We start from the raw sequence: 14245 nt of genomic DNA, 5'->3' as shown, positions 1-14245 counted from the left end.
CTTTCTACTAAATTCCTAGATTACTAACAAACATTAATATAGATATACTGACAATAAGACCTAATACTAACCACACTATTTGCACAATGGTAATGGCTTTTTTTACATTGCTTTTCTTTTCCTCACCTGAAAAGTAAAAGAATAGAAATAATCCCGTTGTTACCAAACTAATCAATACACTCACAATAAAATTCTCTTGCAAGTTGAATTGTTGTATCAATACGTTCATTACTGAAGCAATCGTACTAGAATAAAAAATAGCCGACCAGATATCATACTTATAGACGTTTTTTTCTTTAGAAATCCATTGTGTTGGAAATTTTGAAAATATATATTGCAAGCCTGCACCAATAAACGCAGTTACTAGACTTGCAATTCCTCCGAAAATATTAGCTCCAGCAATTAGATCTGACCCTAACTCTGTTTCCAATGTAACAGACGCATAAATCCCGACCATTAAAGAAGCTACCGCAAAAATCGTCGCTGCTCCCCAAGGAAATTTTTTATTTTGATTCAGTTCGATTTCTTGATTCATCTTATATTCCTCCATTTATGTAATCTTGTTCTATACCTGTTTATATTTTATGTAAAGTTTAATCTAATTTACCTCTTCCTTTGTTGGTTTCATAGAAGAAAATGCGTTTCTTTAAAAATCAGCTAAAATCTTCGATGAACTAACAAAAGTGTAACAAACTACCTATAAAATAACAATGTGCTTTATTAAATGCTTCTTACTCTTAGCTATTGTTCTAGTTAATATAGTTTAAGCTCACTTCAAATACTCAACTAGTTCGATTTCTTCTATACTCATTTGTAACGGAACTAACACATTCATTAATCTGTTTCTAAATGCTCTATCTTTTACAATGTCTAAAAAAACAATCAATATTTGATAAATCCAATTTATAAAACATGTTTATAATATTATAATTGTCGTCTAGAATAAAAAATACAGATTTATGCATTTCAACAAGACATTGTAGAGAATGCTATTGTTGCTTTATAGAGAGGATTAAGAATAACTCGCATACCAGCTAATTAATTTGAATATCATATTTTTAAAATTTATTTTGATTAGCTTTCATCTATACACTTATGTTGTTTAGAATTTGAAACTGTGTTAGAACTATCTATTTTAATTTATTATTAGAAAAAAGAAAGAAGTTTTGTCCCAACCTCTTTCTTTTTTTTACACACGCGATGAGATATTGATAAATATTACTTTGAAAAAATTACACTTTAAAAATAAAGATGATATTTACTATTAATAAAACTAGTTTAACTCCTGATACTGTAATTATTTCCCGTGTATTTTTTACATTTGTTTTATACAAAAACACAAAAAGCACATACTCTAGTGTAGAAGTCACAAAAGACAGGATAAAATAATCTATAGTAAAGAATTCTGATAAAAGTAAAGAGGTAACAGCTGAAAGACTACTCGATAATAATAGTGTCACTAAGAGGTCTTTTTCGTGATGAAACTCTTTTTTTAAAATTATCTGTGTACATAATTTTAAAATAAGAAAGGTGACAATTATAATCATTGTATTCAGTAAAACCACTATGGTTACCATAAAAATTGAAAATCTAAGAGAATCTATTTTTAAAAGAAGCTGACTTTCTTTTAATAAAGTACTTAGAGATGGATTTGCTGATATTATTTCAAAAAATAATATCACATTAGCAATTATATATGTAAAGAAAAAAGCTAATATTAATCCATTGCTTTTTTTAGATTCATTTACCATTCTGAACTAATCTCCCTTCGGCTAATTCAATAACTGTGCTTTTATATAAATATTCTCTTTCTAAGCTGTTATGAGATACTACTAATATACAAGTACCTTGCTTCACTAGATTCTCGCATATTTCTAATAATAAATCTCTGCTAGAATAGTCTATACCAGAAAAAGTTTCATCCAGTATTACAAGATCCCAATGATTTTGTTTTGCTAGTAATGAGCATCCTACCTTTAATTTCATTCCTAAAGAGGCATTCTCTGATACTGTGTTTAATTGATCCGTAGTGTAAAACGATTTTATTATTTCTTCTTCTTTACTTGTTAGTACTATCTTGTGAATACTGTACAATAAAGATATATTTTCTGCTATGGTTAAATAATGATGTGTCAAGCTTTGATCAGTAAGATATAGTATATTTTTAGCTTTATTTTTATAATTACCTGATGAAAACTCTTCTACAGTTGCTACCGATCTTAATAAGACACTTTTACCACTTCCGTTATCACCTTTAATAAAGTGCATACCGCTAGTCAAAGAGAATGATATATTAGATAATACTTCTTTATCGCCATACATTTTAGTACAGTTTTCCATTAATACTAGTGTCAAAAATGAATCATCCCTTCTATTAATCCTGCTAATATTATATTGATTATACTTAATATATATAATTTATAGTTATCTTTCATAAAGATAAAAACATCATCTAGATTAAACTTCTTATAAAAGACAACCATGCATTTCAAAGAAAGAAGCATATATAGTACCATATTCGGAAATTCAATAATTCCATGCATAAATAACAGAATAAATGTATGCTCACCTCCAAAAACGTTAATTCCTAACCATATTTGATAGACTATTATGAATATATCAACAATTACTAATACTGGTGAAATAAAGAAAAAAGTAAGATATTGAAAAAAATTTTTCAAATTATTTATAATAATTTCTAGTGCATACTTAAATCCATACTCATTTAATATTGTTGTAGTATTACTAAGATTTGTGTCTATAAAAACAAAATTAATACTAATATACAGCATGAAAGCAATCATTAGTATACTCAATAAAAATATGACATAATTTTTTGTTGTAACGTTATTAATAAAAACTTCTCCTTCCGTTTTAAATATATGCCTACATTAAAAAACAAAGTTTTTTATTGTAAGAAATGAAAGTACGATAACTATTATAATATATTGAAATAATATATTATTAAATTTTTTTCTATTGTTTACTACACTTTCAGTTGAAATATTATATATTAAGCCTATGAAAAACATAATAAGTATAGCCATTAGATTACCAATAATTTGAGTAGTACCAACGGAAAAAAAAGTCATCCATAAAATAAGAGTGCTATAAATAACCATCTTATGAAAATGTTCAGTTAAAAAAAAATTTTTTAATTTACTTAGTGGGCTTAAATACGCTATATAAAAGTGTGCAGATGTTTTCTCAAGTTCTCTGAATTGTTGATCAGCAATTAATTCTAAATCGAATATATATAAAAATATTAAAATACTTGCAATATCAATATCTATAGAAAACTTCTTTGTACCGATTATATATAATAAACTTAATAAAATAATTGTTATGTAACTTTTAATTGAAAAGTGTCTTAAATATGATATGAATAACTTAAAATACATATTTTTATAGTTAAAACTACTATTTTTCATTTTTTTATATGTATGATTTTTATTAATGATTAAATAATAAATCATGCTTTTTTTTGATTTTATTATAAGAAAAGAAATGAATAATAGCATTAATATTAGAAACATATTTATAATTTCATTTGTTATAGATAAATTTATAAGTATGGATAAAGTAATCACTAGTACTTGTACTACTTTAATAAAACTATTTTGTATTAACTTACTGAAAATAACATTTAGTTGAATTAGCACCGTTAAAACCACTGATAATAATAATTGCATATCGTTTAATGAAAATATCACCATTAACAAATTAAATAACCCAGCAATTACAATTAATGGATTATTCTTCACGAATATAAATATAAGATATTTATATTCTACTGATTTTGAATAACTATAATGTAAAGATGTGTCCGCTTGGAGTGTATTAATAATAACTGGGACATTATATTGAAATAACAAAAAGTTTATAATTAGCAAAAATATAAAACTTTCCATAATTAAGCTTGCTATTAATAGAAGGAATATTAAAAATAATGAACTTAATCCGCTTAAAGTATAAAATATTATAGGGTCTTTGATTAACTTAAATTCTTTAAAAATGGAAGTAAATATATAACTCGTCATATGTACACCTCATTAATGATCTTCAAATATATAGCATTAGCGCAAGTTCTCACGCTAATGCTATAAACTTTATATTTTACCATGCAGCAGCATACTTTTTACCATATTTCTTAACCAAAGCCTTTGCTGTAGCTAAAATTCCAACTCCAATACCACCACCGCCAACAACTGCAGCAATGATTCCAACAACTGCAGCCACACTAGAAGCAGCTGAAATAATATCAATTACTTTTTTTGCAGCGTATGTACTAAGTCCTAATGTACTGGTTAAATCTGGCGAAACAAAAAAGAATCCCGCAGTAAAGACTGTAGCTAATACAAATAATTTTTTCATAATTATCACCTCCTTCTCATTAAAGATAACATTATCTATTTTTTCATTATAAAAAAGTAAACAATAGTTAACTTTTTTATAATGAACTTTCTTATGACTCCTTTTATTTTAAAAAAATACCCATTAATTTCACTAATATATGTCGTAATTAACTAAGCTTTTTCCCCGGGATGAATAAAAACAATTTCATATTTTTTATTCACCTTATTACATTAATACACTTTCAAAAACATTTTGGCTAATGATGTTGAAAGACATGTCATAATATTTTTGAATTATAGTTTAATTATTGATACTACAAAAATTGACAACATTAAATTTAATATTGTCAATACGTTATTACATTAAGTATCTACATTTACAATTGAAAGTAAGATATCAACTATTATTGACTGAACTGGTTAAATTATTACTCTTCACAGTCTCATGTAATAAAGAGCATTGTTTTGCTTTTAAGGGCATATTTAAAAAATTGAATATAGAAATAATTTTTTCTACTTCGTTCGTTGACTCCCTTTTTGTTTTCATTATCTGTAATAGATAATTCAAAAAAATGATCATCGTTTTTTCATACATTTTATTATTTGTTTCGGAAGTGCTATTTAAAAGTTCGTTGTAAAAAAAACTACTTTTTTCAATATCATTTTTTTCTATAAAAAAGATTAAAATATTTAATACTAGTACAAAAACTTCATTGTTATATTTTCTGATTTGTCTAAATGAAACTAACTTCTTTTTTGCTCTTTTAAAAAGTAATAATATCAAGTCTTCAGAAAAAAAATCTAATGCATTAGTAAATAATATTAACTCATAATAATTCCACTCTTCACATTCAATAAGATATTTTTTTAATACTTCTAAGCTCTCGCTATTTACTTCTTTTTGAGAAATATAACTAATTGTTAAGTCTGCTAAGGCAGAATAATGTAAATTTTTTATTTTATTAGTTTTATCAAATGCTTTCTTACTGTTATTTCTAATTATTAATAACTTTTCAATATTAGCAGAGTAAAACGATTCAAAATATTCTTGAAGAAAAATATTTTCCTCTTTTACTTTGTCGATATTATAAATAAAATAAAATTCTTCCAATGTAATATTTAAGTTATCTAATATCTCAAATAATTTATCCGTCGTGGTATCACTTATCCCCTTCTCAAACTTTGAAATAGCAGGACGACTTAAAATATTTGCATATACACTTTTTGCCTTTAATTTTTTCGATAATCTAATGTATCTAATAACTTCCCCGGATTTCACAAATTTTTCCTCCAGCACTTTAAGTTAACAATAGTTAACATAAACTTTAATTATAGTACCCCCACTTTAACATATATGTATGAGAGGGGGGTACTTATAATGAGACTTTTAGTTTGGGACGTCATTGGAATAGGTTAATTTTAATTAAGTACTTTAATATATTTTGTTGAAAAGTCATATATATAGTTATAGAGAAGAAGTGATTTATATTTTATAAAAGAAATACATAAATAGAAAAAGTAGCTATTAAAGTACTATATCCTTACTTATTTTAATATAGATAGCTATCAATATAGATTTCAGTATGCTTAATAGGATCTAAATAGGATCTAAATAATCAAATTTTTGTGTATAAATAGATACAAATAATCTTTGTAATGAAATATTCATGCATTTATTTAGTTTAATACTATGTCCATTAGTAAGTAATTTATATATCAAAATATCATTGACCAAAGATATCATCATCTGAACCTTAAAAAAAGAGCAGAAAATCCATTAATTTTCTGCTCTTTTTTCGTTTGTCAATATAAGCTAGACAAATCTGTTCGTGTACGTAACTCAAAAATATTCCCAAAGGTGTTTGATACTTCAGTATTTATTTAGTGTAATCAACTAAAGTTAACTATTTCTTCGATACATTAATCTATGTAATTTAATGTATGGTTTTAAATCGTTTTAACATTTACAGAAGGGTTTTATTTAGAAGTAATCGTATTTTGAAGAATAGTGTTAGCTCTTAGCAGAGTCTAAAAGTACCGCTATACTGACCATAATTCAAAATACTTAGACAACAGACTACTAATTATTATAAACTATAGGTAATCAGAATGTGAGGTAGATAGAATATGTTAGAAATATTACCGTTTACAGGTATCATAGGTGGTTTAATTTTATTCAATAGTAATGAAAGGAAAGGTTTCGTAAATAAATTATTATTTTTTATGTTTTGGTTTTCATTAATAGCGCCATTTATTTTAGGCCTACTTGACCCATTTATAGGAAAGAACTCAGCTATTTTACTAATTTTATCTATCATGAATATTTGTTCGATCATTATCTTTTCAGTTAAACTAAACTTTAATAGTTTAACCATTTTTAATAAAATTTGTGTTGTACTTGTATATTTAAGTACTTTTATGTATCTATTGTTATTTTTTTTACATATGTAATAAAGTATAAAATGAACATTAGATAATAAAATAGAGCACCCATAATTAGGGGCTCTATTTTTTATTTAAAGAACACGATTCTATCTAATTTTATGTATCCGTAACTATAAAAAGAATGGAGATTTGAAAACTATGTTCAAAAATTTAACTTATTCTACTAAAAAATTTATTGGAGCTATATTTGATTTAATTTCTACTATCGTTTTTGCTTTATTACCTTAAAATTTTACCTAAAACAGGGTGTCCTAAAATAAAAAAAGGATTTGTCTTATTATGACAAACCTTTTTTTATTAAGTCGCAAAGACTGATATAATAACGTTGCAATTGAGATTTGCTAAAAATATGTGAGCTAGCAATTTTTAATTGCTAGGAGACCTTTTCAAAACACATTATTCTAAATTTGGGAGATAAATACAATGCTAAATGAGATTTTAAAAGAAAAAAGAAAAGAGCTTGATCTAACTCAACAGCATGTTGCTGATCATTTGAATGTCACACGACAAACAGTGTCAAGTTGGGAAGTTGGAAAAAGTTTCCCTGATATTTCAACATTAATTAAAATCAGTGATTTTTATCAATTATCTTTAGATTATATGTTAAAGGGGGATGTCAATCTTATGAAAAAAATCAAAAAAGATACAAATGATTTAAAAAAATATCAAAATATAAAAGAGATTTTAAAGATAATTTGTTATGGCTTACTCATAATAGCTTTCTTTTATTTAGCTGGACATGCAATTGGAAAAGGTTGGGCTTACTATACTCAATAAATTACTTGTTAGGCTAAAATGAACCCTTTGGTTAACGGGTTCATGATACACGTTTTTAAGCAATTTCATGTGTTTAAAATATTTTGATCTACTTGAATAAGTACGTCAAAATAAAAGAAATTAAAAGGAGGAATAGCTTAATCGATCGTTAATCCTAATCAAGCTAGAAAAGTCTTTTACCCATTATTGAAAGACGTCAACCAAACCAATGAACCCATTCACATACCAGGTAACAATGAAGAAAGTGAATCGGTTATGGTCAGTAAAAAGACTGGGTCGCTATTCAAGGATATCGATTGGGATACTCTGTAAAATTAACTATGAAAGACCTTAAAAATTTAAAGATATAATGGAATTTTTAAAAGAGAAACCGTTAGTATCTTCAATCAAGAAATATACAATGGGGGAAAACTCGTTCGTTATGAAGAATTGAAGTAAGAATCGAAGAATATATTGATTGGTCTATTCACGTTCAATCAAAAGAAAAATTGGCTGGTTTAAGTTCGGTCGAATACCGAACTCAAACCAGCCAATCAGCTATACAATAAAAACTCTAGCTTTTAGGGGTCAGCACCTTGTTTTATATTATTTTTGCTTATTCTGCTTCTATCCATGTCCATTTGTAACTATCTGGACCGAAAACACGTTTATAATAGTCTTTAACTTTTGAATTCAATAAGTAAGAATCAGCTGATTGGTATAACGGTGCCAAAGCTGCATCTTCACCTAAAGAAACCTTTTCAATCTCTACTAGTGTTTCCCAACGTGCTTCGTCATCATCAAACGTTGCCTTTGCTGTATCTACTAAAGCATCTACATCTGGGTTCGAATAATTCATACGATTGATGTCTGTATCAAAGCGCTCTACATAATTGATTGGATCTGCAAAGTCAGCGATCCATGAGTTGACAGCCATATCATAGTTTCCTTCACGTACTGTTTCTAATTTCATACTGAAAGGCATACTTCTCAATGTAACAATCAGTCCTGGTAAATTCTTTTGCAATTGATCCTGCAAATATTCAGCCAAACGTTTTGAATCTTCTGTATCTGAGGTGATTAACTCTAATTCAATACTATCTGTTCCTAATTCAGATAACCCAGCATCCCAAGCTTCTGTAGCTTTTTCTAAGTCATAGGGCAATAAATTTCCAGCATCTTCACGGAAATCTGATTTTGATGTTGGATTACTTGCTAAACCAGCAGGAACAAATCCATCGATAGAAGCTGATCCGTCTTGTAAGACGTTATTAACATAGCCATCTTTATCAATTGCAGATGCAATCGCTAAACGAATATTTGCATTGCTTAATTCTGTTTCTTCCTCGTTATTTAAGCGATTCATTTCAATATAGAATGTTGTCGCATTTAGTGAAGAATGAAAATTAGGGTCATCACTATATTGTGAAACAAAATTCCCAGATAAAAAGGCAATGTCTGTATCGCCATTTTCAAATAAATTCAACTCAGTTGTTACTTCTTTGATTACATCAACTGTTACCGTGTCTAAAACAACTGAGTCAGCATCCCAATAATCTTCATTTTTTTCAAACGTCCATCCAACACTACTTGCTTGATTCCATCCTTCTAATACAAAAGGCCCATTATAAACTAATGTTTCATTCGTACTGCCATATTCATCCCCTTGTTCTTGGGCAAATGCTCTATTTTGAGGAAAGAAAAACGGCAAAGTCAATAATTGATCAAAATAAGATGTGGGCTGCATCAATGTGATCTCTAATTCGGTATCGCTCAGCGCTTTAATACCTAACTCAGTTGGATCCATTTCGTCATTGATAATTTCAGTAGCATTTTGAATTAACCCATCAAACATATATGCATACCCACTAGCTGTTTCAGGTGCCACAACTTTTTGCCAGGCATAGACAAAATCATCCGCAGTTACAGGTTCCCCATTGGACCAAACTGCATCTTCTCGTAGCTTAAAAGTGTACGTTTTTCCATCTTCACTAATAGTAGGTTCTTCAGCTGCCACACCTAAGACAGGCTCAGCATCTGGTCCTAGAACATATAGTCCTTCAAATACATTGTTCATAACGGTAAAACTGGTTAAATCGGTTGCTAAAGCTGTATCCATAGATGGAATTTCTGATGCTGCAGTTAAACGCAGTTCTTGAGTGTCTGCTAAGTTTTTTTCTCCATCAGCTGAATTGCTTTCTGTTGATGACCCATTTGTTTCTGTACCTCCGCATGCAGTTAATAAAACGGCTAAACTAAGTATTCCCAAACCTTTTATTTGATAGTTCATTGATTTTCACCCTTTCCTCTTCTTTTTTATAATTTTAAAAAAAACGTCTGACTGCACATAATTCTTTTTGATACTTAGTCCCTTCAAGCTTTGTTATGATTACTTTTGATCCAGGAGTTTGTGAATGAATCATTTGATCCTCTCCTAGATAAATGCCTACATGATGCACTTCTCCATTGCCTTCTTGATAGGCAAAAAACAACAAATCTCCAGGAATTGCTTCTTCATACGAATGAACTTCTCCTTCAAAAACTTGTTCTTGAGCATCCCTGCTCAACCAAATATTAAACGTTCGAAACAAGGTATAGACAAATCCGGAGCAATCGAATCCAGCAGCACTTGTTCCCGCCCAAACATATCTCAAATCTAAAAATGATTTTGCGAGACCAATCAGTTGTTCAGCAGCATTGATTGAAGAGTTTTCAACTAAATGAGCATCTTCTTTTGCTACAAATCCAATCCCATCTGGTGTCATAACTTTGTATTGACTAGGTGTCTCTTCCATTAAAGATAACATCGTCCCTATCGAAACGAATTGAAAAATTTGTTTATCCTCGGTAAATAGGATTTTTGCTGTAGGTTGATTGACAGCAATTTGTTCTAATTCTTCTGACCATTCCTGTGGTACAGGAACGAGGTTTTTAGCTATCACCCAGCCGGGATATCCCTTAGGTTCATTTTTAAAAGCTTGTTTTAGAACGGTTACCTTTGCGTATTCTCCTACAATTTCAGAGACTTCAACAATATCCCCATAAAGCAATTCTGAATCTACCAAGCGATCCTTATAAAGGCTTAAAACCTCCTCATCGGATAATGTATAAAACTGTTGTTTTGTCTGTTGTTTTTTTATTTTTTCCTGAACCGGATGATCCTTATTTTTTGACCATAAAAAAGTTGTCGCCACATTAACCATTTTTTTCATTTAGTTGTTCTCTCCTTACTGCCAATTTTTCAATTCTATCAGCTAGAAGGATGGTGATTAGTCAGCATTCGTTAAAAATTTAAACGCTAATTTTCCTAATTCTTGCATCCATTCAATTGCCTTGGCTTCTTCTTTTACATTTTTATTTAAGGCAGCGATATATACTACTCGATCGTTGTACCGAAATAAAGCAACATCGTGGCGAATCTCATTGTCTTCGCCAGTTTTATTTAACATCTCTAGAATAGGAATCTCTCTCTCATCTAAATATCCTGGAAGACCTGTTCGAAACTGCTGCAATAAAAATGGTTTTTCTATCTGATTTTTCCATAATGGATAGTTTCTTCCAAGTTCCATGATTTCTTTTAAAACTGACACAGCTCCTTGTGGTGTCACTTCATTGACTAAACCAGACTCATAATCCATTAAGTATCGTCTTAAAGCCATTTCTTCATTCCATGTTTTTTCTTTTATCCATGCTTGCAAGTTCTCTAACCCCGCATAAGAGATCAGCTGATTTGTTGCTTCATTGTCTGAAACAGCAATCATTAATTGTAAGAGTTCTTCAACACTCCAGTCTTCAATGGAGGTCAAAACGTGCATTACTCCAGATCCATTAGCACGCCCTTTGTTTGATACGTTCACTCTATCCATTAAATTGAATTTTCCTTGAATGGCTTGTTCATAATAATAGAGGTAAATAGGAAGCTTAATAATGCTTGCTGAAGGAAACAACTCTTCTTTGTTTTTGCTAAATAACAGTTTCATTCCATCATGGATGTAAATTCCGCTTTCCATATAAGAAGAAAAATCAGTTTCTAAGCCTTGTATTTCCTTATTCCAGTCCATCTTCACCCTCATTTCTTTTAAATCCTAAACTATCTCACACCAAAAACTCATATATTTGTTACTTAAAATTAATTATATAGAATTCCTTTGTTTACCACAACATAATTGTAACGCTTTCATGTCAGGTACATTATCTGCTTTTATTTTTAATACTCTAAAAAATGCAGAGCATAAAAAAAATAGCCATTACTCAAAATAATTGAGTGTTGGCTACTTTTTCTACTTATAATTTATTATGCGTATTTTTTAACGAATTTGACTTCTTTTTTTTTTTGAATGATTTGCAAGGAAGAACGATACCATACAGATGATCATCAATACAATACATACAGTAATGGTTAATTGGTAAGTTCCAGTTAAGTCATACAATAGACCTAAAATTGGATTTCCAATGGCTAAACCGATATTTGCTGCAAGGGCTAGCATTCCCCAAATTGCAGTAAAGTCTTTTTTCCCAAATAAATCTAAGGTAATCAATTGATGTAAAACATTTGGCGTACCTGCACACATGTAATACATCAGTAATGCTACAAATAAAATGATTGGCGAACTTGTTGAAAAGAAAATGATGAAGGCTGTAGTAAAGATAACCGCTAAGCCTATATACGTCGTTTTCGAACCAATTTTATCACTTATAGATCCCATTGCAATCTTAGATATGATCATAGCAATTGAAGCCATAGACATCATAGCACCAACTTGAACGATATTAATTCCAGTTGAAACTAAGAATACTTGTAATTGTTGGGTAAATGTACTAACCATTACAAATGAGATAAAGGCAATTGCTGCAAAGTAAAAAATAGGTGAACGGATTGCTTCAGCAAAAGTTAATCCTTCAGGTACAGCTTCTTCTAATTCATTGGTTACCATTGCTGCGTTCGGTTCTTTGACAGTTGATTCTTCTTTACCATACGCTACTGCTCCTAAATCTTCAGGTTTATCTCTAAGCAGTAAAGCTCCACCAAGAACATTTAGTTAAATATAATACAAATTTTCTGATGGATAGAATGGATCACATGTGATATCCAATCCTAATTTACGAAGTGTTTGTTCATCATCTTTATTCAACATTACAGTTGAATGTGCTTGAACGTCTTGCAACTCAGCTAGTTTATTGTAAGCTAATTGAGCTGTTGGATTCGTTACTGCACTAATTGCAAGAGCAATCAAAACTTCATTGGCATTCAAAGCCGTCATTTTACTATGAAGATCATTTACTTTTAATTTTTGAATCGTTTCTAAGATGTTTGGAGATAACAAATGGATTTCATCTGAGATCTTAGCCAAAACTTTAATCGAATTTAAAATAGCTGTAGAGCATGAATCCATTAACTCAGTCGTTCTCCCAGTCACAATTTGGCCGTCTGGCAATTCAAATGCGATAACTGCAGGCATATCTGTAACTTCAGAATGTTCTCTTATCTTTTCAGCATATTTACGGGCAGGTGCCACAGGAACTCTATCTTCTTTTTTCAATTCGACTTCTTCCATAATCAATTTCATATGATTAAGAATTTCTTCATCAATCAAACCTTTTTTAAAATCACATTCTGTTGAAAAACTTCTACGAATAATCTCTTGTTTTGAAGCATCTTTAACCACTTCATCATCAATGATACCAAATCCCACACGGTTAACACCCATATCTGTTGGAGATTGGTATACCGATTCTTTACCAGTAATTTTTTCAATAATTCGTTTAATAACAGGGAATGTTTCAAGATCACGATTATAATTAACCGCCACTTGGTTGTATTTTTCAAAATGAAAATTATCCATCATATTTACATCTTTCAAGTCTACAGTAGCTGCTTCATAAGCAATGTTCAGCGGATGCTTTAATGGAACATTCCAAACTGGAAATGTTTCAAATTTTGAATATCCAGCTGTATTCCCTTGGTGACGTTCATGATAAAGCTGATTTAAGCAGGTTGCTAACTTTCCACTTCCTGGACCAGGAGCGGTAACGACTACAATTGGTTTAGTTGTTGGAATATAGTCATTTTTTGCAAATCCTTCGTCGCTTACAATATTTTCGATATCAGATGGATACCCTTCAATTGCAGCATGTGTGAAGACTTTGATGTCTCTTCTTTCTAGCTTATTAATGAAAAGTTTTGTAGAAGGTTGACCGTTATAGCGAGTAATAACTACACTGTTAACTTCTAAGCCATATCCTCTTAGTTCGTCTATTAATCTTAATACATCCATATCATAAGTAATCCCGTAATCGCCACGAATTTTATTGCGTTCGATATCTCCAGCATAGACACAGATAATGATTTCAGCTTGATCTTTTAATTTTTGCAGCAACTTAATCTTTGCATCTTCATCAAACCCTGGTAATACACGTTTAGCATGTTTGTCACCAATCAGTTTGCCACCAAATTCAAGGTATAATTTATCATAGTCATTTACTCGTTCTAGGATATATTTTGATTGTTCTTCAATGTACTTCTGTGGATCAAATCCTGTTTTTTTCATATGCTTTCCTCCTGTATTATTGCTGGATTTTAGCAGCTGCCTTTTTAAACAAAAAAAAGTTAGACGATTTTTGTCGTACTAACGGTTTTTATTTTTTAACTACTATTAAGAATAAATAAGTTCAATTACATCTTGCTCGAA

13 protein-coding genes are annotated in these 14245 nt (G+C 29.7%); 2 read left to right on the top strand and 11 right to left on the bottom strand.

Translation table 11 applies throughout. The annotated features are described in order from the left end of the window. Positions 1–7: 7 nt before the first annotated feature. The 6 genes from ABS916_RS07780 to ABS916_RS07755 form a co-directional block, all read right to left on the bottom strand. Positions 8–535 carry a hypothetical protein gene (locus ABS916_RS07780; RefSeq protein WP_350451339.1) on the bottom strand — a complete coding sequence of 176 codons (528 nt, stop codon included), beginning with the start codon at positions 533–535 and terminating at the stop codon, positions 8–10. A gap of 697 nt (positions 536–1232) precedes the next feature. Beyond that, positions 1233–1751, bottom strand: a complete 519-nt coding sequence (locus tag ABS916_RS07775) for a hypothetical protein (RefSeq protein ID WP_350451338.1) — start codon at positions 1749–1751, stop codon at positions 1233–1235. Then, positions 1741–2355 (bottom strand): ATP-binding cassette domain-containing protein, encoded by a 615-nt coding sequence (locus ABS916_RS07770; RefSeq protein WP_350451337.1) that lies wholly within the window; start codon positions 2353–2355, stop codon positions 1741–1743. The genes ABS916_RS07775 and ABS916_RS07770 overlap by 11 nt, the downstream gene beginning before the upstream one ends. Positions 2356–2891: 536 nt before the next feature. Continuing rightward, the gene (locus tag ABS916_RS07765; RefSeq protein ID WP_350451336.1) at positions 2892–4040 is read right to left on the bottom strand and encodes a hypothetical protein; all 1149 of its coding nucleotides are present in this window, start codon (positions 4038–4040) and stop codon (positions 2892–2894) included. A gap of 76 nt (positions 4041–4116) precedes the next feature. Continuing rightward, positions 4117–4374 carry an uberolysin/carnocyclin family circular bacteriocin gene (locus tag ABS916_RS07760; protein WP_350451335.1) on the bottom strand — a complete coding sequence of 86 codons (258 nt, stop codon included), beginning with the start codon at positions 4372–4374 and terminating at the stop codon, positions 4117–4119. A gap of 378 nt (positions 4375–4752) precedes the next feature. Then, positions 4753–5634, bottom strand: a complete 882-nt coding sequence (locus ABS916_RS07755) for an Rgg/GadR/MutR family transcriptional regulator (RefSeq protein WP_350451334.1) — start codon at positions 5632–5634, stop codon at positions 4753–4755. A 1589-nt stretch (positions 5635–7223) separates the two neighbouring features. Here ABS916_RS07755 and ABS916_RS07750 point away from each other — a divergent pair. Next, positions 7224–7577, top strand: coding sequence for a helix-turn-helix transcriptional regulator (locus tag ABS916_RS07750; RefSeq protein WP_350451333.1), 354 nt, complete (start codon positions 7224–7226; stop codon positions 7575–7577). A 186-nt stretch (positions 7578–7763) separates the two neighbouring features. Next, positions 7764–7889 (top strand): hypothetical protein, encoded by a 126-nt coding sequence (locus ABS916_RS07745; protein ID WP_350451332.1) that lies wholly within the window; start codon positions 7764–7766, stop codon positions 7887–7889. Between the two features lie 283 nt (positions 7890–8172). On the opposite strand, the gene ABS916_RS07735 is transcribed toward ABS916_RS07745, so the two are convergent. The 5 genes from ABS916_RS07735 to ABS916_RS07715 all read right to left on the bottom strand — a co-directional run bounded on the left by ABS916_RS07735 (position 8173) and on the right by ABS916_RS07715 (position 14104). Continuing rightward, on the bottom strand, positions 8173–9846 hold the full coding sequence (locus tag ABS916_RS07735) for a peptide ABC transporter substrate-binding protein (protein WP_350451331.1): 1674 nt from the start codon (positions 9844–9846) through the stop codon (positions 8173–8175). Between the two features lie 34 nt (positions 9847–9880). Then, a complete protein-coding gene (locus ABS916_RS07730) occupies positions 9881–10768 on the bottom strand; it encodes a C40 family peptidase (RefSeq protein WP_350451330.1) in 888 nt (295 codons plus the stop codon). Between the two features lie 57 nt (positions 10769–10825). Further along, on the bottom strand, positions 10826–11617 hold the full coding sequence (locus ABS916_RS07725) for a serine hydrolase (protein ID WP_350451329.1): 792 nt from the start codon (positions 11615–11617) through the stop codon (positions 10826–10828). 246 nt (positions 11618–11863) lie between these two features. Next, positions 11864–12490, bottom strand: a complete 627-nt coding sequence (locus tag ABS916_RS07720) for an MFS transporter (protein ID WP_350451328.1) — start codon at positions 12488–12490, stop codon at positions 11864–11866. Between the two features lie 105 nt (positions 12491–12595). After that, positions 12596–14104 carry a DUF1846 domain-containing protein gene (locus ABS916_RS07715; RefSeq protein ID WP_035021047.1) on the bottom strand — a complete coding sequence of 503 codons (1509 nt, stop codon included), beginning with the start codon at positions 14102–14104 and terminating at the stop codon, positions 12596–12598. Positions 14105–14245: the final 141 nt, after the last annotated feature.

It is taken from the genome of Carnobacterium sp., from assembly GCF_040274945.1.
Classification (GTDB): domain Bacteria; phylum Bacillota; class Bacilli; order Lactobacillales; family Carnobacteriaceae; genus Carnobacterium_B.
The sequence above is the reverse complement of the archived record's forward strand: the minus strand, read 5'-3'. Positions and strand labels throughout refer to the sequence as shown.